Genomic DNA, 18,799 nt, shown 5'->3' with positions numbered 1-18,799 from the left:
AGTCCGTCCCCATCATAGGTAGTCCGCCCTGAACAACTCGGAAGCCGTTGATCTGATTCGCGGTTCGTCGGGTTGATGGGCGCGGGATTTGCAAGGTATGGTTTTGCCAGTACCTGTTTTCTTGCAAATTCCTCCGAGGAGTCCGATGGGCCCGAAGCCTTCGCAGCCACACACGGTCGAACTGTTCCGCCCACGACTGGACGAGCAGATCAACATGAAGCACCCGCTGGTCCGACTGACCGCGTTGATCGACTGGTCCGAGATCGAGCGCACGTTCGCGGTGTCGTTCACTTCGGGCCGCGGCCGACCAGCCTTGCCGGCGCGCCTGGTGGCCGGGCTGCTGTATCTGCAGCACACCTTCGATACCTCCGATGAAGCCGTGGTCAACACCTGGGTGGAGAACCCGTACTGGCAGTTCTTCTGTGGCGAGACCTATCTGCAGACCGAACTGCCCATTGACCCGTCCAGCCTGACGCGTTGGAGAAAGCGCGTTGGGGAAGAAGGCTTGGAGACGCTGCTGGCGGTCAGCATCGATGCCGCCCGGCGTGGTGGCGTCGTGCAGAAGTCCAGCACGCAGCAGGTGATCGTGGACACGACCGTCATGCCCAAAGCCATCGCTCATCCCACCGACAGCCGGTTGCTGGATAAGAGCCGCCAGCATCTGGTCAAGGCGGCCGAGGAGAACGGACTGCGGCTGCGCCAGAACTACAACAGGGTGGCACCACGGCTGGCCGCACAGATCGGGCGCTACGCGCACGCCAAGCAGTTCAAGCGCATGCGCAAGGCCGTGCGCACGCTGCGCACTCGGGTCGGCCGCGTGCACCGCGAGGTAGCCCGCCAACTACACGTGTTGCCCGAAGGGGCCAAGGCCAAGGTGCAGAACCTGCTGCAGCGCACCGGTCGCATCCTGACCCAACGCACCAAGGACAAGAACAAGCTGTACGCCCTGCACGCGCCCGAGGTGGAATGCATCAGCAAAGGCAAGGCCAGGACACCGTACGAGTTCGGCGTGAAGGTCAGCATCGCCACCACGTTGAAGGAAGGCCTGGTGGTGGGCATGCGCTCCATGCCCGGCAACCCCTACGACGGCCTCACACTGGCCGAGACGCTGGAGCAAGTGGGCATCCTCACCGGCACGGACAAGCTGCCCGCCACGGCCATCGTGGACAAGGGCTATCGGGGCGTGGAGATCGAAGGCGTGCGCATCCTGCGCTCGGGACAACGACGCGGCGTCACCAGGACGCTGAAAGCCATGATCCGGCGGCGCAGCGCCATCGAGCCGGCCATAGGACACATGAAGATGGACGGGCGGTTGGGCCGCAATCCGCTCAAGGGCGCGCTGGGCGATGCGCTGCACGCGGTGATGTGCGGCGCCGGGCACAACCTGCGTCTGATCTTGGCCGCGCTGCGGCTTTATTGCGCCCGCTTTGGGCTGTGCATGCAGGCGGTCATCGCCGCGTTGATCGCCGCTCCAGCCAATCGCCGATCGGTCTGTGGCTAAGAACGGAATTGTTCAGGGCGGACTAGGTACTGCCTCCCCCGTCACCCACCTCCTGTGGGACGGCAACCAGCCTGCTGGCCGAAAACTCCCTGCAGCACAAAGACGGTAAGTACACGACAAGCCTCCAGCTCTATCTTTACGAGCCCGATAGCTTCGTGCCGCAGGAATAACCCCCCCCAAGGCGCTGCAAAGCCAGGCTTTGCATGTGCATACGGACCACCTGGGCACACCCCGGGAACTGACCAACGCAGATGGCGATATCGTCTGGGCCACCAGCTACAAGGCCTGGGGCGCCACGGCCAGCATCGACCATTAAAATCCGAGTGGTCCAATGATTGAGATGCCGGAAAAATCATAATATCGGCAATCCCCATCAGCATCCGAATGGTAATCAGAACGGTCAAGGAATAGGGTATTCGGCTTGCACAGATTTCAATAAATGGAGAGAAGATTATTGGCGTGCTAAAGCTCAAGAAGAGCTAGATGGAAGAAATGGATGTAAATTATGAAATCTAATATTGTTGATCTGAAAAATAGTTATCCTTTTATGTTTTCAGAAGGCATGAGTCAAAGTGAAATTCAGAAATTGGTTGATGTTTATCATGGGTTGGTATCATCGCAGTATCAAGAATTTTTGAAGTTTTCTGGAGGTGCGGTAATAGGTGCTTATCCTTTGTATGGGGGAAGTTCTGTTGAATTGATGGATGCGCATTTAATACAGTTAATAAGGTTACAAATAAATATGAAGACGATGGAATGATTGAGAAAGGGCGGTTTTTGGTGATATCGGAGACTCATGCTGGAGATCCGATTTGCCTTAATATGGATGGATCCGTTGTAGAGTTTTCGCATGATGGGTTTCAAGAGAAATCATGGGAAGATTTCAATGGCTTTATCAAGTGGTGCGCCGATGCGCCCTAAAACGGTTGGCGCGCAGCAGAATAATTTTATTTTTTGAAGGTAAGCTATACCAATTACAGTCATTAAATTCGTTTGTGGCGATAATCGTATACAGGCCGAGCACTCCCAGCAGACAAAAGACACGACAATCCGCAGGCTATAGCTTTATGAGTCTGACTGCCTTGTGCCGCTGGCCTATGGAAGAAGCCTTTGACCGGCTCCCATCGGTCCTTGGCCCAGCTCTACGGCATCAACCCCAAGGCCGTGGCCCAGTGGCGCGCGCGCACCTCGGTTCTCGATGAGCCCATGGGTCCTCGGGACAGCGCAAGCCAGCATCTTTCCCAAGAGCAAGAACACCTGGCGATTGCGTTACGCAAGCAAGGGCATCTGTCGCTGGACGATCTCATGGGGCAACTCCTGGAGACAGCACCCAAGCTCAGCCGCAGCGCCTTGCATCGATGCCTGCAGCGTCGCGGAATCAGCCGACAGTCCGCAACGCAGCTGCCACGAAGGCACGCGGCAAACAGCACATGTTCGTCGCCATAGACCGCGTCACAAAATTCACGCATGTCTAAAAAAGGCATACCAAGCCGTACCGCCCCTGGACGAACGGCATGGTCGAGCGCATGAACCGGACCATCAAGGAATCCCCGATCAAGGCCTACGAGTACGAGGGGCTGTCGCAGCTACGGGAGCATGTCCAGGCATTCGTTCAAGGCTACAACTTCGGCAAGCACTTGAAGGCGCTCGGGTGGAAGACGCCATTCCGGGTGATTTGCGAGGCATGGGAAAAAGATCCAGGCCGCTTTAGGCTCATCCGCACCATCTCACTGTGGGATTGAACATCTTGGTAGCAAAATATGCCTGCACCACACCCTGGACCATAGCTGCCGATACCCCAGCCTTGCTGGGGCTGGCAGTCCCAATGCGCCACGCGACAAACCAAAAAAAGTTTGTGATTTTTAAAAGAAACTGAAAAAAATCATCGTAGTCATATTGCAATTGTTTTTTTCTCAAAACCTAATGCCTCATTGATTTCTAGGGTGCAAGATGGTCAGATGTATAATGGAGAATGCAATGGCAATTCATATGTTGCAGGAGTGACTAAAGATGCGGGAGCGACTCTTCCAACGTTACAAACGAATGGGGAGTGGCAAGCGCCGGGATATGGGAGCCCGATGCCCATCGAAAATTACATTGCACCCATAGAAATCGTTTAGATAGGTTCACAATGAAGAAAAGTGTACTGTTGATTTTTTTATATGGCGCAATAATTTGGCTATTCTTCTCTGCTTCATATTATATTTCCTATAATTGCGACGTCGATTTTCTTTCTGACAATCTAGAAGGTATCAATATAATATTTTCCATATTGTGTTTTTTCTTGATATTCATTTTTGTGCCAAAGAAAAAAGAATATAGGGTCATGTATATTTCGTTGGCAGTTCCAATTTTCTATGTTTCCTATTTTTTGAGTTCTTGCTCTTTATTTAAAGAGTGCTTATGAGTAACTAAGGAGCGGCGGTGGCAACATCCTCTGGGGCTTTGGCCCTCCGCACTGTGGACCTGCCAATGGTCCCTGGCGCCTCATGACCCAGATAGACCGCCTCGGGCGCTGCCCGCACTACCACTACAGCGATGGCACCACGTCCGAGGCAGACCACAGCCAGCAGCAACTGCACTACGACGGAGCCCACCGACTCATCGCCGTGCGCAGCAGCCAGATCCAGGGCAACGCAGGGCAGTTGCGCCACCACAGCCGCTACACCTACGACGCCCTGGGCCGCAGGCTCAAGCAGCAAGAGGCCACCCGCCACCTGCGCTACAGCCGTGAACCACGGACTGCCGCCCAGTGCCCAGGCCGTATTGGGCGAACAGGCTGAGAGCACCACACGCCTGCTCAACGGCATGCAGGAAGATCAGGGAAAGGAACACCAGCAAAATTGGTCTGTAGTTCAGGGGGCCAAAAAAGGTTGCTAACTACGCAAAGGAAATTTGAGAAAATAATGATCGAGAAAAATACAACCGTAATCCATTCGGTTAAAATCACTGCCTCTTATTTTATGACAGATGTCGCCCAAGCAGGTTCATAATCAAATGAAGATAAATAAAACATTCATCTTAATAATTTCCATGATATCAGTGATTGTTTTTTTGTCGTATTCCAATGTCGATAAATCAATAACATTGTCTTATTCAAATCAAGGATATGAATCAGCACGTGTAGATATTGATAATTTGGTTGTACTCATCGAAAGAGAATGGGTTGGCATGGATGTGGAAGTGGTTCAAGATAAGATGAAAAACGCAACCATCAACAAAAAAGGAATTATTCCTCAAATAAAAATGGAAGATGATTTGATATGGTATGGTGACGTTAGGTTTATATTTTCTTCGGGGAAGCTGGAAAAGATTGAATATTAAAATAACAAGAAGAATTTCTATTGAAGAGGGTTGCACTGACTTTTCCCCTCATAGCCGTACCGGTTGAATGGAAGTGAGGTCCGCCATCTTGGAGAATGACGGACATGAGGAAGGGTCGATTTACTAGACAAAGAATCATTGGGCTCTTGAAGCAGGCCGAGCCCGGCCTGTCAGTCGAGAAGGTCTGCCGCCAATGCGGGTTCAGCGAACGCGCGTTCTATAAGTGGCGCGCCAAGTACGGCGGCATGCAAGCCTCATGACAACTTCAACCCCCCTTTCCGAACCCGAATTGAGGGCCTTCGCTGCGGCGGCGGCCGAGCAGCAGCGATGCGCAGACTGCGCGGTGCTGTGGAGGCCGGGCTGGGAGTCCTTGTCGGGAGCGGACAAGACTTCGCATCTGCAGCAGGTTGGTGTGCTGGGCACGCCGGAGACACGGGAACTGCTCGATGAATATCACCCGCAGGGCACGAACCAGTGGTCGCCGGATGCCCCCATCGCCCTGGGCTGGCACCCGTATAACCGCTGCACGCTCTGGCGCTGCCACCACTGCAATGCCGCCTTTCTGCGCTACACGGAGTACGGCGGCTATTACCAGGACGATCGCATCCGCCCGCTGCTGGCGCATCTGATCGTCACGCTCGAGCCGGGCCGCGTGTGAGCGGCCCCATGCCGGCGGCTCAGGTCCAGTCGAAGGTGAACAGCACCGTGCGGCTTTCCGGCTCGTAGACCAGCACGATGCTGTCCGCGCCCGTGGCGCACCAGTTGTAGCCGGCCGCGTTGGCCACGTGGAAGAAGGGCTTGCCGTCGCGGATGATGCGGATGCCGTCGTCTTCCAGTGCATCGCCCATGCCGGCGTTTTCCGCTTCGTCCAGCTGGAAGGCCGGGGGAATGGGCGGGTGGCTGGTCCAGTTGCCGTACCAGATGCCGCCGCCCAGGCTGTCCAGGTAGTCCTGCTCCATGGGCTCGCCCTTGCCGTAGCCGGGTGTCAGGTGATCTCGAAGATGTCCTGGTCGGATGCGGCCGCGCTCTCGTGATAGATGTCGTACAGGTACTGGGCCAGTTCGGCGTGCGTCACGTCGGCAGGGATGGCCAGCAGGGCCGGGGCACGCTTGCCGTCCGCGCCCACGTTGAAGCAGCGCCAGTGGGAGTCTGCCCGTTCGATGGCGATGATGCGGCCAAAGACATTGAAGCGGTATTTTTCCAAGCGGGCGTCTCCTGTTGAGCGGGCATCGTAACGGGAAGCCAGTGGCATATCCGTGTTCTCCCCATGTCCGCGGTGGCGGTTTGTCCATATATTTCAAACCTAAACTATTCAGGCCTAAAGTGATTGGGCATTGTTGCTGAACCTGGGGCGCCTGCCGCCCGTCGAGAAAAGGGTTTGCGGTATGAAGATCGTCTGTATCGGTGGAGGTCCCGCCGGCCTGTACTTTGGCCTGCTGATGAAGCTGCAGGACTCCGCCAACGAGGTCACGGTGGTGGAGCGCAACCGGCCCTATGACACCTTTGGCTGGGGCGTGGTGTTCTCGGATGCCACCATGGACAACCTGCGCGAGGCTGATCCCGTGTCGGCCCGCACCATCGGTGACGCCTTCAACCACTGGGACGATATCGACATCCACTTCAAGGGCCGCAGCCTGCGCAGCAGCGGCCATGGCTTCATCGGCATAGGCCGCAAGAAGCTGCTCAACATCCTGCAGGCGCGCTGCGAGGAGGTGGGCGTGAAGCTGGTGTTCGAGAACTTCGTGCAGGACGACCAGGCGATTGCGCGCGAGTACGACGCCGACCTGGTCATCGCCTCGGACGGCATCAACAGCCAGGTGCGCACGCGCTATGCCGATACCTTTCGGCCCGATATCGACCAGCGCCGCTGCCGCTTCGTGTGGCTGGGCACGACCAAGGTGTTCGATGCCTTCACCTTCGCCTTCGTGCAGACCGAGCATGGCTGGTTCCAGGCCCATGCCTACCGCTACGAAGACGGCATGTCCACCTTCATCGTGGAGACGCCCGAGGAGACCTGGCAGGCCGCCGGCATAGAGCAGATGAGCCAGGAGGAGGGCATTGCCTATTGCGAGAAGCTGTTCGCCCCCTGGCTGGACGGCCATGCCCTGGTCAGCAATGCCACGCACCTGCGCGGCTCGGCCATCTGGATCCGCTTTCCGCGCGTGATCTGCAATACCTGGGTGCACTGGAACGCGCTGGACACGCCGCGCGGCCCGCGCAGCGTGCCCGTGGTGCTGATGGGCGATGCGGCGCACACGGCGCATTTCTCGATTGGCTCGGGCACCAAGCTGGCGCTGGAGGATGCGATCGAGCTGGCGCGCAGCCTGCGGTCTGCGGGGGGCATCGAGACCGGCCTGCGCCACTACGAGGAGGTGCGCAGCGTGGAGGTGCTCAAGATCCAGAACGCGGCGCGCAATTCCACGGAATGGTTCGAGAACGTGCAGCGCTATGCGGGCCTGGAGCCGGAGCAGTTCGCCTATTCGCTGCTGACGCGCTCGCAGCGCATCTCGCACGAGAACCTGCGCCTGCGCGATGCCGCCTGGCTGGAGGGCTTCGAGCGCTGGATTGCCGAGCATGCGGGCGAGACCGTGCCCGAAGGCCGCCGTCCGCCCATGCCCATGCTCACGCCCTACCAGGCGCGCGGCCTGCGACTGAAGAACCGCATCGTGGTCTCGCCCATGGCCATGTATTCCTGCACCGACGGCGTGCCTGGCGACTTCCACCTGGTGCACCTGGGCGCGCGCGCCATGGGCGGCGCCGGCCTGGTGATGGTGGAGATGACCTGCACCTCGCCCGACGCGCGCATCACGCCCGGCTGCCCCGGGCTGTGGAACGACGAGCAGGCGCAGGCCTTTGCGCGCATTGTCGATTTCGTGCACGCGCAGGGCGGTGCGCGCATGGGCGTGCAGCTGGGGCACGCGGGGCGCAAGGGATCGACCCAGCTGGGCTGGCAGCAGATCGACCATCCGCTGGAGCAGGGCAACTGGCCGCTGCTGTCGGCATCGGCCCTGCCCTATATCGAGGGACTCTCGCAAGTGCCCGCCGCCATGACCCGCGCCGACATGCATCGCGTGCGCGAGGACTTCGTGGCCGCCACGCGGCGCGCTGCGGCAGCGGACTTTGACTGGCTGGAGCTGCACTGCGCGCACGGCTACCTGCTGTCCAGCTTCATCTCGCCGCTGACCAACCAGCGCGACGACGAATACGGCGGCAGCCTGGACAACCGCCTGCGCTTTCCGCTGGAGGTGTTCGAGGCGGTGCGTGCAGCCTGGCCGCAGGACCGGCCCATGTCGGTGCGCATCTCGGCCCATGACTGGGTGGAGGGCGGCATCACGCCCGACGATGCGGTGGAGATCGCACGCCGCTTCAAGGCGGCGGGCGCCGACATGATCGACTGCTCCTCGGGCCAGGTCAGCCCCGACCAGAAGCCGGTGTATGGCCGCATGTACCAGACGCCCTTTGCCGATCGTGTCCGCAACGAGGCCGGCATACCGACGATTGCCGTGGGCGCCATCTTCGAGGCCGACCATGCCAACGCCATCATCGCCTCGGGCCGCGCCGACCTGTGCGCGCTGGCGCGTCCTCACCTGGCCGATGCCGCCTGGACGCTGCGCGAGGCCGCACGCCTGGGCGCCCACGATGTGGACTGGCCGCCGCAGTACCAGCCCGGCAAGCGCCAGTTGGAAACCAACTTCGAGCGCGCCGCCGCCATGGCGCAGTTGGACGCGAAATGAAACTACACCCCCTGAGTCGCTTCGCGCCTTCCCCCGTGTGCACGGCGCCCTCTCTCGCTTCGCGGGAGGGGGGCATACGGGCCACCGGCGACACCGTCGGTGCGGGGCGGCGCGGCCGGCCCAGGCCCTTCCTCGGCGTCCCTCGCTGTGTGGCGCGCCGGTTTCATAGGTTGCGGGTGGCTCGCATCGCCACGGGTGATTGAAATGACCATATCTTTGAATCTTCTTGAAGGGCGCCATGCCCTGGTGACGGGCGGGGCGCGCGGCATAGGCCTGGCCTGTGCGCGGGCGCTGCTGGCGCGCGGCGCGCGGGTCACGCTGCTGGGACGCGATGGTGCGGCGCTGGAGGCTGCCGTGCGCGAGCTGGGCGGCACGGCACAGGCAGCACAGATGGTGCAGTCCGTGCAGGCGGATATTGCCGACGAGGCCTCGGTGCGCCAGGCCTTCGCGCAGGCCGAGGCGGCCTTCGGTCCCGTGCAGGTGCTGGTCAACAACGCGGGCCAGGCCAGCAGCCAGAAGTTCGAGCGCACCGATGCCGCACTGTGGCAGGCGATGCTGGCCGTCAACCTCACGGGCACCTTCCACTGCATGCAGGCCGCGCTGCCGGGCATGCTGGCTGCGCGCTGGGGCCGCATCGTCAATGTGGCCAGCACGGCAGGGCTGATCGGCTATGCCTATGTCAGCGCCTATTGCGCGGCCAAGCATGGCGTGATCGGCCTCACGCGCTCGCTGGCGCTGGAGACGGCGGGCAAGGGCGTGACGGTGAATGCCGTCTGCCCCGGCTACACCGAGACCGACATCGTGCGCGGCGCCGTGGCCAACATCGTGGACAAGACCGGCATGACGGCGGATGAGGCCCGCGCCAGGCTGGCCGAACGCAACCCGCAGGGCCGCCTGGTCCAGCCCGAGGAAGTGGCCGAGACCGTGGCCTGGCTGGCCCTGCCGGCGTCCGCCTCGGTCAACGGCCAGTCCATTGCCGTCGATGGCGGCGAGGTGATGACCGGCTGAACCCGGTCCACTTCCCCCGTTTTCTGAATTCTTGATGGAGACACCATGAGCACCCAGCCCGAAGAACACAGCATGAAGCACCACAAGCGCCCCCTGGCCGGCTACGAGGCCAGGACCTTTGTGTGGCAGGTATCGGCCGACGGCAAGATCGGCACCATCACCCTGAACCGGCCCGAGCGCAAGAACCCGCTGACCTTCGGCTCCTATGCCGAGCTGCGCGACCTGTTCCGTGCCCTGGTCTATGCCACCGACATCAAGGCCGTGGTGGTCACGGGCGCGGGCGGCAATTTCTGCTCGGGCGGCGATGTGCACGAGATCATCGGCCCGCTCACCAAGATGAGCATGCCCGAGCTGCTGGATTTCACGCGCATGACGGGCGATCTGATCAAGGCCATGCGCGCCTGCCCGCAGCCCATCGTGGCGGCGGTGGACGGCATCTGCGCGGGCGCGGGCGCCATGGTCGCGCTGGCCGCCGACATGCGCCTGGGCACGCCCGCGGCGCGCACGGCGTTTCTCTTCACCCGCGTGGGCCTGGCCGGTGCCGACATGGGCGCCTGCACGCTGCTGCCGCGCATGATCGGTCAGGGCCGCGCCTCCGAGCTGCTGTACACGGGCCGCGCCATGACGGCCGAGGAGGGCGCTGCCTGGGGCTTCTTCAATGCCCTGCATGGCGCCGAACAGATCGGCGAAGCCGCCCACGCGCTGGCCGCCCAGCTGGCCGCAGGCCCCACCTTTGCCCATGGCGTGACCAAGAAGCTGCTGCACCAGGAATGGAACATGGGCGTGGACGAGGCCATCGAGGCCGAAGCCGAGGCCCAGGCCATCTGCATGCAGACGCGCGACTTCCACCGCGCCTACGAGGCCTTCGTGGCCAAGCAAAAGCCTGTCTTTGAAGGAAACTGAAAATGCGTGATTCCTCCTGGCTGGACTGGCCCTTCTTCGACGACGCCCACCGCACGCTGGCGCATGAGGCCGATGCCTGGTGCGCCCAATCCCTGGGCGATGTGGACCACCACGATGCCGATGCGGCCTGCCGCAAGCTGGTCAAGGCCCTGGGCCAGGCCGGCTGGCTGCGCTATGCCGTGCCGTCCGGCCCCGGCGGTGCCTGGGGCGGTGCCTTGCCCGAGGTGGACTCGCGCGCGGTCTGCATCCTGCGCGAGACCCTGGCCCGCCATGAGGGCCTGGCCGACTTCGCCTTTGCCATGCAGGGCCTGGGCAGCGGTGCGATATCGCTCATGGGGTCGGACGCGCTGCGCCAGCGCTACCTGCCGCGCGTGGCGCGCGGCGAGGCCATTGCGGCCTTTGCGCTGTCCGAGCCCGATGCGGGCTCCGACGTGGCGGCCATGGCCTGCGAGGCGCGGCTCGAAGGCGACCACTATGTGCTCGACGGCGCCAAGACCTGGATCTCCAACGGCGGCATCGCCGACTTCTACTGCGTGTTCGCCCGCACGGGCGAGGCGCCGGGCGCGCGCGGCATCAGCGCCTTCGTGGTCGATGCGGACACGCCAGGCTTTTCGATCGGCGAGCGCATCGAGCTGATCGCGCCGCACCCGCTGGCCACCATCCGCTTCGACAACTGCCGCATACCCGTGTCGCAGCGTCTAGGCGAGCCGGGGCAGGGCTTCAAGCTGGCCATGATGACGCTGGACATCTTCCGTGCCTCGGTGGCCGCCGCCGCACTGGGCTTTGCACGCCGCGCGCTGGACGAAGGCCTGGCACGCGCCAAGTCGCGCCGCATGTTCGGCCAGACCCTGGGCGACCTGCAGCTGACCCAGGCCGCGCTGGGCGACATGGACACGGCCATCGACGCATCGGCCCTGCTGACCTACCGCGCCGCCTGGATGCGCGATGTGAAGAAGACGCGCACCACGCGCGAGGCGGCCATGGCCAAGATGACGGCCACCGAATCGGCCCAGGCCGTGATCGACCGCGCGCTGCAGATGTTCGGCGGGGCGGGCGTGGTCTCGGGCATGCCGGTGGAGACGCTGTACCGAGAGATCCGCGCGCTGCGCATCTACGAGGGCGCGACCGAGGTGCAGAAACTCATCATCGCGCGCGAGCTGCTCAAGGCCTGAGCGGCAGGCTGCCCATTCAACGCAAAGCCAGGGAACATCGCATGCAAGCCTCCGCCCACATCGATACTTTCGCCCGGGACAATCTGCCGCCGCCCGACCAATGGCCCGAGTTCCTGCTCGACGGGCCGGACGTGGCCTATCCCGCACGCCTGAACTGCGCGGCCGAACTGGTCGATGCCATGGTGGCGCGCGGCCAGGGCGGCCGCGTGGCCCTGCGCTGGAGGCAGGGCGCGGACCAGGCCGCCATGACCTATGCCGAACTGCAGGCACTGACCAACCGCATCGCCCATGTGCTGGTGGAAGACTTGCAGCTGGTGCCCGGCAACCGGCTGCTGCTGCGCGGCCCCAACAACGCCATGATGGCCGCGTCCTGGCTGGCTGCCATCAAGGCCGGGCTGGTGACGGTGCCCACCATGCCGCTGCTGCGTGCCAAGGAGCTGCAGCAGATCATCGACAAGGCCCAGGTGCAGGCCGTGCTGTGCGATGTGCGCCTCAAGGACGAGGTGCAGCTGTGCCTGCAGCCCGGCCATGAACACCATTGCCCGGACCTTTCGCGCGTGCTGTATTTCAACGACGGCGCAGCCGATGCGCTGGACGCCCTGGCCGCAGCCAAGCCCGACACCTTCGCCTGCTGCGATACGGCGGCAGACGATGTCTGCCTGATCGCCTTCACCAGCGGCACCACGGGCGCGCCCAAGGGCTGCATGCATTTCCACCGCGACGTGCTGGCCATGTGCGACCTGTTCCCGCGCCATGTGATCCGGCCGGGGCCGGACGACATCTTCTGCGGCACGCCGCCGCTGGCCTTCACATTCGGCCTGGGCGGGCTGCTGTGCTTTCCGCTGCGCGTGGGCGCCAGCACCGTGCTGGCCGAAAAGCTCACGCCCGAGGGCCTGCTGCAGCTGGTGCAGGATTTCCGCGCCACCATCGTCTTCACCGCGCCCACCTTCTACCGGCAGATGGCGGCGCAGGCAGCGCGCTTCGATCTGTCGTCGCTCAGGAAAAGCGTGTCGGCCGGCGAGGCCCTGCCGGACGCCACGCGCCAGCTGTGGAAGCAGGCCACGGGCATCGAGATGATCGACGGCATCGGCGGCACCGAGCTCATCCACGTCTTCGTGTCCAGCCCGCCCGAGGAAGTGCGCGCGGGCGCCATCGGCAAGGTCGTGCCCGGCTACGTGGCCCAGGTGGTGGACGACGACATGCAGCCCGTGCCCGACGGCACGCCCGGCCGCCTGGCCATCAAGGGCCCCACGGGCTGCCGGTATCTTGCCGACGAGCGCCAGAAGCGCTTTGTGCAAAACGGCTGGAACCTGCCCGGCGACACCTTTGTGCGCGACGCGGACGGCTATCTGTTCTACCAGGCGCGCAATGACGACATGATCATCTCCGCCGGCTACAACATCGCCGGTCCCGAGGTGGAGGACGCGCTGCTGCGCCACGAGGCCGTGGCCGAATGCGGCGTGATCGGCGCGGCAGACGACGAGCGTGGCCAGGTGGTCAAGGCCTTCGTGGTGCTCAAGCCCGGCTTTGCAGCCGGCGACGACATGGCAGCCACGCTGCAGGCCTTCGTCAAGGCCAGCATTGCGCCCTACAAGTACCCGCGCGCCATTGTCTTCGTGCCGGCCCTGCCGCGCACCGAGACCGGCAAGCTGCAGCGATTCGTGCTGCGCAAGATGCAGTGAGCGCGCGCCATGGCCTCCGCCTTCGTCAGCCAGGTGCAGGTGCTGTTTCGCCATTGCGATCCGGCCGGCATCGTCTTTTACCCGCGCTATTTCGAGATGGTCAACGACCTGGTCGAGGAATGGTTCGACAGGGGAATGGGCCTGCCATTCCACACCCTGCATGTACAGCGCCAGGTGGGCACGCCCACGGTGTCGGTGCAATGCGATTTCACGGCGCCCAGCCACTGGCACGACACGCTGCGCCAGGTATTGGAGGTGCGCCGAATCGGCGGGGCATCGTTCCAGTTCGATGTGCGTTTCGAGGGGCTGGATGGCCAACGCCGGCTGTCTGCGCGCATGACCATCGTCACCATGGATCTGCACAGCATGAAGGCCACGCCACTGCCGGCCGATCTGCGCGAGCGCCTGCAGGCCTATCTGGTGCCGCAGGACGGTTTTATGGATTCAACGAGAACAGGATGAAGCAATGAAGACTCTGCAACCCCCGGACTGGCTGGCGCCCCGAGGCTATGCCAATGGCATCCTCACCGAGATGACGGTCGGCTCCCGGCTGGTGTTCGTCGGTGGCCAGATCGGCTGGAACGGCCAGCAGCAATTCGAGACGGACGACTTTGCCGAACAGGTGCGGCAGGCGCTGGCCAATATCGTCGCCATCCTGGCCGAAGGCGGCGCCAGGCCCGAGCACATCGTGCGCATGACCTGGTATGTGACCGACAAGCAGGAATACGTGGCGGCCTATCCCGCCATAGGAAAGCACTACCGCGCGCTGATCGGGCGGCATTTCCCGGCCATGACGGCCGTGGAGGTGGCGGATCTGGTGGAAGACCGGGCCAAGGTGGAGATCGAGGTCACGGCGGTGGTGCCGGCCTGATGTCCATCCGCGCCCCATTTGCGCGCCAACCGCGCGATGCCCGCGCATGTGAGCCGCCGGGCGGGCGGGCACATGCGCGGCAGGGACTTACTTGATTTCGAACAGGGTGCGGTCCTTGCCCAGGATCCAGTTCGGCGGCTTGCCGCGGCCGGTCCAGGTCTTGCCGGACTCGGGGTCCTGGTACTTGGCGGGAGCGCTCTTTTTGCCATCGGGCTTCCAGGGGAAGACCTGTTGTGCCGTGAAGCCGAACTCACGGACCAGTTCCTGCACCGATGCCAGGGCCGCTTTGGACTCCAGCTTGCGGGCATCGTCGATTTGCTGGTCGAGCAATTTTTTCTGGGCAATCAGCTCTTGGTATGTAGTCATCTTGATGGAAGAATTTCTAAGTGCGGCTATTTGTGTGAAAACTGCGCAGCAAGAGCCTGGACCCAGGACTCTTTGCAGAATGGTCAATTCTGGTGCATGTGCAGTGGGGATGAAGAACTCACCGTAAGTACAAATACTGATGATCTTGGCGCTCTATGGAGGGTAGGGCGCTTCTTCTCATGCCTTGGCATATTCCAAGGCGAACTGCATTATATCCAGGGCAATCTTGATAACCGGCACTTTACAAAAGCTGTTGTGCCGTTGTTACATTTGCAGAGCACTGTGGTTGGCGCTTCCTCCTCTGGAGGCGACGTGCTGTCATGACTTTTTCAGGTGAGTGCGCAGCGTTGACCTCGAAAGTTCCGCCTTGGTTATGGAAAACAATCAGCATTTGTATTTTATCAATCGAATAATGAAATTGATTTATAAAATATATTGCATGTGATTTGATCGGGTTATTCGATGAATCGATTGATGCCTGTGGTTCCATTTGAATAATCGATTTGCAGGATAGGTTTTTTGTATTGGCAAAGATTGCCTGTTCTAATGGCGAATGGCGGCACCTTCTGTCGATACAAGGCAAGCGCATCGGCTTACCGATTGCCGAAGCCATTGCAGCCTGCAGTCGTTTCAAGGGTGATTCTTGAATCGGATTTCGCGGCCCGGCCATGCGGCAGTCGGCGGGCGGCAGGCACCGAACGCTTGATTGGCGCGCTACCAACAGCCTGTTAGGATCGCCGCACTACAACGATCCACCACCTGGCAGACATGGCAAGAAGGCAGACCAGCGCCCACGACGGCAACGAGACCCGCGAGACCCTTCTCAAGCTGGCCGCCCGCACCTTCGGTGAGCAGGGCTACTCTGCCACCACCATGCGCAACATTGCCGAGCAGTCCGGGATCGAGGCCGCCAGCATCTACTACCACTTCGCCTCCAAGGAAGAACTGGTGGACGAGGTCATGGAGCAGGGCGGCAATCGCATCATCAGCCAGCAGCAGGAGCGCCTTGCCGCGCTGGGCGCCGACGCCACGGCCGAGCAGCGCTTTCGCGCAGCCGTGCTGGGCCAGATGGCGGGGCTGGTAAAGCATGGCGACTTCGCCCTGGCCCACGGCCGGCTGCTGGGCCAGTTGCCCGACAAGGTGCGCGAGCGCCAGATCAAGCGCCGCGAGCGCCACCAGAAATTCTGGAGCGGCCTGCTGGAAGACCTGCGTGCCGAAGGCCGCCTGCGGGCCGACGCCGACATCCACCTGGCGCGCATCATGATCCTGGGCAGCATCAACTCCATACAGTCCTGGTTCAACCCCCGCAAGGGCTCGCTGGAGAAGGTCGCGGACCAGATCTGCGACATGTTCTTCCGGGGCGTGGGGCCGGCAGATAAATAGGCGCAAGGCTGAAAATCGCCAATCGGCCTGTCACATGCCGGTGGCATATTCCCGCGCTGCTGTCTTGGCCCTGTGCAGAAAATGGCGGCGGGTTGTTAATGATATTTAACTGTCAATAGTAAGATCGCCGTCTTATGCGTCTGCTTGTTTTGCGCCTGCTATTGCTGGCCGTGTTCTTCAACACGGCCATTGGCATGCCCCTGCACGGCGCAACGCATATCCGGCAGGCGGTGGCCGGGCCTGCCCAGGCTTTTGTAGGCCTCAACGGCTGCGAAGAGGATGCGCTGGCCGGCCAGGCCGGCCAACGCGGCCAGGCTGGCGAAAAGGCTGAAGTCGTCGAAGCCGCCGAAGCCGTCTGCGCATGGTGCATGGGCCATGCACCGCATGCGGCGGCCTGGCTGCCGCACTTCGGCCTGCCGCTGGCCGTGGCCGCGCCGCCCGAGAGGGTGCCGCCGCGCACCGTGGGCGGCGCCATCCCCTCGCAGAACCGCTGGGCCTTTGCATCGCGCGACCCGCCGCGCTGAACCCGCAAGCACTTTTCTTCTTCTCTGCCGCCAGCGCCCATTGGTGCTGGCGGCATGTCCGTGTTTGCGCGCGCCGGCTTTGGATGCCGGCGGCATGCGCCTGTGCCCGTTTTCACCATGACTGCCTTCTTCTTCCCCGCGAAGCCGCTTCCCCGCCTTCGCCCGCTGCCGCTTGCCCTGAGCGCTGCCGCCTTCCTGTCCATGCCTGCGCTGGCCCAAGGCCAGGATCCGTCCTCCGGCCCTGGCCCCAGCCCCGCCGCCGCCTCCGCTTCCCCGCAGGAGCAGGCGCTGCTGCCTGCCGTGGAGGTCGTGGGCCGCACGGCCTCGGGCGCCTATCACACCGACGAGGCGGCCGGCGCCAAGACCGACCTGCCGCTGCGCGAGCTGCCGCAGTCGGTGCGCGTGATCACGCGCCAGGCCATGGACGACCTGGGCGCCACCAAGCTTGACGACGTGCTGGACTACGTGGGCGGCGTCTCGCGCCAGAACAACTTTGGCGGGCTGTGGGACAACATCGTCATCCGCGGCCTGCCCGGCGACCAGAACGTGGGCATGGCCACCCTGTTCAACGGTTTTTCCTCGGGGCGCGGCTTCAATGCGCCGCGTGACCTGGCCGGCGTGGAGCGCATCGAGTTCCTCAAGGGCACGGCCGCTGCGCTCTATGGCAGCAGCGAGCCGGGCGGCACGCTGAACGTGGTCTCCAAGCGCCCGCTGTGGACGCCTTCGCATTCCGTGGAAGCCTATGCGGGCAGCTACGGCCTGCGGCGTGGCGCGCTGGACACCACGGGACCGGTGGGCGAGAACTTTGCCTACCGGCTCAACATCGCCGTGGAGGACCGCGACAGCTTCCGCGATTTCGTGGGCGCCAGCCGCCAGGTGATCGCACCGGCCTTCACCTGGAAGCTGGGGCGCGATACGGTGCTGGAGTACGCGGGCGAGCTGCTGCGCCACAAGACGCCGCTGGACCGCGGCGTGGTGGCCGTGGGCGACCGGCTGGGCGCCATCTCGCGCAGCCGCTTCCTGGGCGAGCCGGGCGACGGCGATGTGACGGTGGAAAACCGCACCCACCAGTTCATCCTCTCGCACGAGTGGAGCGCGCAGTGGCGCAGCCGCCTGGGCCTGTCCTATCGCGAAACCTCCATCAACGGCTTTTCCACCGAACCCCACGCGCTGCTGGCCAATGGCGACCTCACGCGCCAGCGGCGTTTCCGCGACTACCAGTCCGACGACATCGCCGTGCAGGCCGAGCTGCAGGGCACGGTGAAAACGGGCGCCGTCGAACACGAGCTGCTGCTGGGCCTGGAGAGCTTTCGCTTCGAGATGGACACGCTGATGCTGCGCGCCAACCCGACGGCGGCCAATCCCTACGCCATCAACATCTACAACCCCATCTACGGCGGCGCGCGCCCCGTGCCTACGGCAAATACCGACACCTTCGAGCGGCAGCGCAACACGGCGTTCTACCTGCAGGACGCCATCAAGCTCTCGCCCCAATGGCGCGTGGTGGCCGGCCTGCGCATGGACCGCTATGACCAGTCGCTGCACAACCGCCGCACGGGCGCGACCACGCAGCAGGACCCGGCCTCGACCTCGCCGCGCCTGGGCCTGAGCTGGCTGCCGCTGCCGCAATGGACCTTCTATGCCAACGCGGGCCGCTCGTTCCGGCCCAACGTGGGCATCGATGTGGCTGGTGCGGGCTTCAGCCCCGAATCCGGTCGTTCCATGGAGCTGGGCGCCAAGTGGGAAAGCGCCGACCAGCGCATGGGTGCCACGGCTGCGCTGTTCGACATCCGCAAGCGCAATGTGCTGACGGCCGACCCGGGCAACGCCGGCTACTCGGTCTCGGCCGGCGAGATCCGCAGCCGGGGCCTGGAATTCGACTTTGCCGGCCAGGTCACGCAGCGCTGGCGCCTGAATGCGAGCCTGGTGCTCAACGATGTGGAGATCTCCCGCGACAACACGCTGGAGGTGGGCGGGCGCCTGCTCAACGTGCCCAAGGTCAACGGCAGCGTGCTGGCCGTCTATGAAAACGCCTTCTCCAACGGCCAGCGCTACGGCATCGGCGGCGGCGTCACCCACATGGGCAAGCGCCTGGGCCAGGCCCGCACGCAGGCCGAGGCCGATGCCGGCAAGGCGGCCTTCGAGCTGCCCGGCTACACCACGGCCAAGCTGGTTGCCTACTGGCGCATCAGCCCCACGCTGCGCTTGACGCTGGACGTGGACAACCTTTTTGACAAGACCTACTACACCAGCTCGTACAGCCGACTGTGGGTTACGCCGGGCACGGCCCGCACCGTCACCGTAGGCCTTCAAGCAAAGTTCTGAGCCCCG

At 62.9% G+C, this 18,799-nt stretch carries 20 protein-coding genes and 3 pseudogenes; 19 read left to right on the top strand and 4 right to left on the bottom strand.

The annotated features are described in order from the left end of the window. Positions 1–145 precede the first annotated feature (145 nt). The 9 genes and pseudogenes from A9976_RS30945 (at position 146) to A9976_RS30905 (ending at position 5,483) form a co-directional block, all read left to right on the top strand. A complete protein-coding gene (locus A9976_RS30945) occupies positions 146–1,501 on the top strand; it encodes an IS5 family transposase (RefSeq protein WP_183022144.1) in 1,356 nt (451 codons plus the stop codon). A gap of 205 nt (positions 1,502–1,706) precedes the next feature. After that, positions 1,707–1,817, top strand: coding sequence for an RHS domain-containing protein (locus tag A9976_RS30940; RefSeq protein ID WP_183022143.1), 111 nt, complete (start codon positions 1,707–1,709; stop codon positions 1,815–1,817). Between the two features lie 189 nt (positions 1,818–2,006). Beyond that, on the top strand, positions 2,007–2,261 hold the full coding sequence (locus A9976_RS30935; RefSeq protein ID WP_183022142.1) for a hypothetical protein: 255 nt from the start codon (positions 2,007–2,009) through the stop codon (positions 2,259–2,261). Then, positions 2,258–2,341: pseudogene (locus A9976_RS32025) on the top strand (hypothetical protein); the annotation flags it as partial. The gene A9976_RS30935 and the pseudogene A9976_RS32025, both read left to right, overlap by 4 nt. Before the next feature lie 674 nt (positions 2,342–3,015). Then, a complete protein-coding gene (locus tag A9976_RS31685) occupies positions 3,016–3,243 on the top strand; it encodes an integrase core domain-containing protein (RefSeq protein ID WP_259649373.1) in 228 nt (75 codons plus the stop codon). A gap of 810 nt (positions 3,244–4,053) precedes the next feature. After that, positions 4,054–4,333 (top strand): annotated as a pseudogene (locus A9976_RS30920) (hypothetical protein); the annotation flags it as partial. 138 nt (positions 4,334–4,471) lie between these two features. Further along, positions 4,472–4,825 (top strand): Imm58 family immunity protein, encoded by a 354-nt coding sequence (locus tag A9976_RS30915; RefSeq protein ID WP_310889438.1) that lies wholly within the window; start codon positions 4,472–4,474, stop codon positions 4,823–4,825. A 104-nt stretch (positions 4,826–4,929) separates the two neighbouring features. Further along, positions 4,930–5,079 (top strand): annotated as a pseudogene (locus A9976_RS32020) (transposase); the annotation flags it as partial. Positions 5,080–5,081: 2 nt separating this feature from the next. Then, positions 5,082–5,483 carry a hypothetical protein gene (locus A9976_RS30905; RefSeq protein ID WP_183022138.1) on the top strand — a complete coding sequence of 134 codons (402 nt, stop codon included), beginning with the start codon at positions 5,082–5,084 and terminating at the stop codon, positions 5,481–5,483. A 19-nt stretch (positions 5,484–5,502) separates the two neighbouring features. Here the strand turns inward: A9976_RS30905 and A9976_RS30900 are convergent, their stop codons facing one another. Both A9976_RS30900 and A9976_RS30895 read right to left on the bottom strand, forming a co-directional pair. Continuing rightward, positions 5,503–5,784 (bottom strand): hypothetical protein, encoded by a 282-nt coding sequence (locus A9976_RS30900; RefSeq protein ID WP_259649372.1) that lies wholly within the window; start codon positions 5,782–5,784, stop codon positions 5,503–5,505. Between the two features lie 26 nt (positions 5,785–5,810). Next, the gene (locus tag A9976_RS30895) at positions 5,811–6,029 is read right to left on the bottom strand and encodes a hypothetical protein (protein WP_183022137.1); all 219 of its coding nucleotides are present in this window, start codon (positions 6,027–6,029) and stop codon (positions 5,811–5,813) included. 181 nt (positions 6,030–6,210) lie between these two features. On the opposite strand from A9976_RS30895, the gene A9976_RS30890 reads away from it, so the two are divergent. The 7 genes from A9976_RS30890 to A9976_RS30860 all read left to right on the top strand — a co-directional run bounded on the left by A9976_RS30890 (position 6,211) and on the right by A9976_RS30860 (position 14,195). Next, positions 6,211–8,559 carry a bifunctional salicylyl-CoA 5-hydroxylase/oxidoreductase gene (locus A9976_RS30890; RefSeq protein ID WP_183022136.1) on the top strand — a complete coding sequence of 783 codons (2,349 nt, stop codon included), beginning with the start codon at positions 6,211–6,213 and terminating at the stop codon, positions 8,557–8,559. A 204-nt stretch (positions 8,560–8,763) separates the two neighbouring features. Further along, positions 8,764–9,567 carry an SDR family NAD(P)-dependent oxidoreductase gene (locus A9976_RS30885; protein WP_183022135.1) on the top strand — a complete coding sequence of 268 codons (804 nt, stop codon included), beginning with the start codon at positions 8,764–8,766 and terminating at the stop codon, positions 9,565–9,567. 45 nt (positions 9,568–9,612) lie between these two features. Continuing rightward, positions 9,613–10,470 carry an enoyl-CoA hydratase family protein gene (locus A9976_RS30880; RefSeq protein WP_012206272.1) on the top strand — a complete coding sequence of 286 codons (858 nt, stop codon included), beginning with the start codon at positions 9,613–9,615 and terminating at the stop codon, positions 10,468–10,470. A 2-nt stretch (positions 10,471–10,472) separates the two neighbouring features. Further along, the gene (locus A9976_RS30875) at positions 10,473–11,642 is read left to right on the top strand and encodes an acyl-CoA dehydrogenase family protein (protein WP_183022134.1); all 1,170 of its coding nucleotides are present in this window, start codon (positions 10,473–10,475) and stop codon (positions 11,640–11,642) included. 41 nt (positions 11,643–11,683) lie between these two features. Next, positions 11,684–13,324, top strand: a complete 1,641-nt coding sequence (locus tag A9976_RS30870) for an AMP-binding protein (protein ID WP_183022133.1) — start codon at positions 11,684–11,686, stop codon at positions 13,322–13,324. Positions 13,325–13,333: 9 nt separating this feature from the next. Further along, positions 13,334–13,786: a thioesterase family protein gene (locus A9976_RS30865; protein WP_183022132.1), complete on the top strand. Its 453-nt coding sequence runs from the start codon at positions 13,334–13,336 to the stop codon at positions 13,784–13,786. A 4-nt stretch (positions 13,787–13,790) separates the two neighbouring features. Continuing rightward, positions 13,791–14,195 (top strand): RidA family protein, encoded by a 405-nt coding sequence (locus A9976_RS30860; protein ID WP_183022131.1) that lies wholly within the window; start codon positions 13,791–13,793, stop codon positions 14,193–14,195. A gap of 87 nt (positions 14,196–14,282) precedes the next feature. On the opposite strand, the gene A9976_RS30855 is transcribed toward A9976_RS30860, so the two are convergent. Together A9976_RS30855 and A9976_RS30850 are read right to left on the bottom strand one after the other, a co-directional pair. Next, positions 14,283–14,561, bottom strand: a complete 279-nt coding sequence (locus A9976_RS30855) for an H-NS family nucleoid-associated regulatory protein (RefSeq protein ID WP_012206267.1) — start codon at positions 14,559–14,561, stop codon at positions 14,283–14,285. A 241-nt stretch (positions 14,562–14,802) separates the two neighbouring features. Further along, positions 14,803–15,195 carry a hypothetical protein gene (locus A9976_RS30850; RefSeq protein ID WP_183022130.1) on the bottom strand — a complete coding sequence of 131 codons (393 nt, stop codon included), beginning with the start codon at positions 15,193–15,195 and terminating at the stop codon, positions 14,803–14,805. Between the two features lie 134 nt (positions 15,196–15,329). Here A9976_RS30850 and A9976_RS30845 point away from each other — a divergent pair, with 134 nt between their 5' ends. The 3 genes from A9976_RS30845 (at position 15,330) to A9976_RS30835 (ending at position 18,793) form a co-directional block, all read left to right on the top strand. Further along, entirely contained in the window at positions 15,330–15,944 is a 615-nt protein-coding gene (locus tag A9976_RS30845) for a TetR/AcrR family transcriptional regulator (protein WP_012206266.1), read from the top strand. Between the two features lie 134 nt (positions 15,945–16,078). Beyond that, positions 16,079–16,468, top strand: coding sequence for a DUF2946 family protein (locus A9976_RS30840; protein WP_183022129.1), 390 nt, complete (start codon positions 16,079–16,081; stop codon positions 16,466–16,468). Between the two features lie 117 nt (positions 16,469–16,585). Further along, positions 16,586–18,793 (top strand): TonB-dependent siderophore receptor, encoded by a 2,208-nt coding sequence (locus A9976_RS30835; protein ID WP_183022128.1) that lies wholly within the window; start codon positions 16,586–16,588, stop codon positions 18,791–18,793. The last annotated feature ends 6 nt before the right edge of the window (positions 18,794–18,799 follow it).

Origin of the sequence: Delftia sp. UME58, from assembly GCF_014170385.1 — a bacterium.
Classification (GTDB): domain Bacteria; phylum Pseudomonadota; class Gammaproteobacteria; order Burkholderiales; family Burkholderiaceae_C; genus Comamonas; species Comamonas acidovorans.
This window is presented reverse-complemented; position numbering and strand designations above follow the sequence as displayed.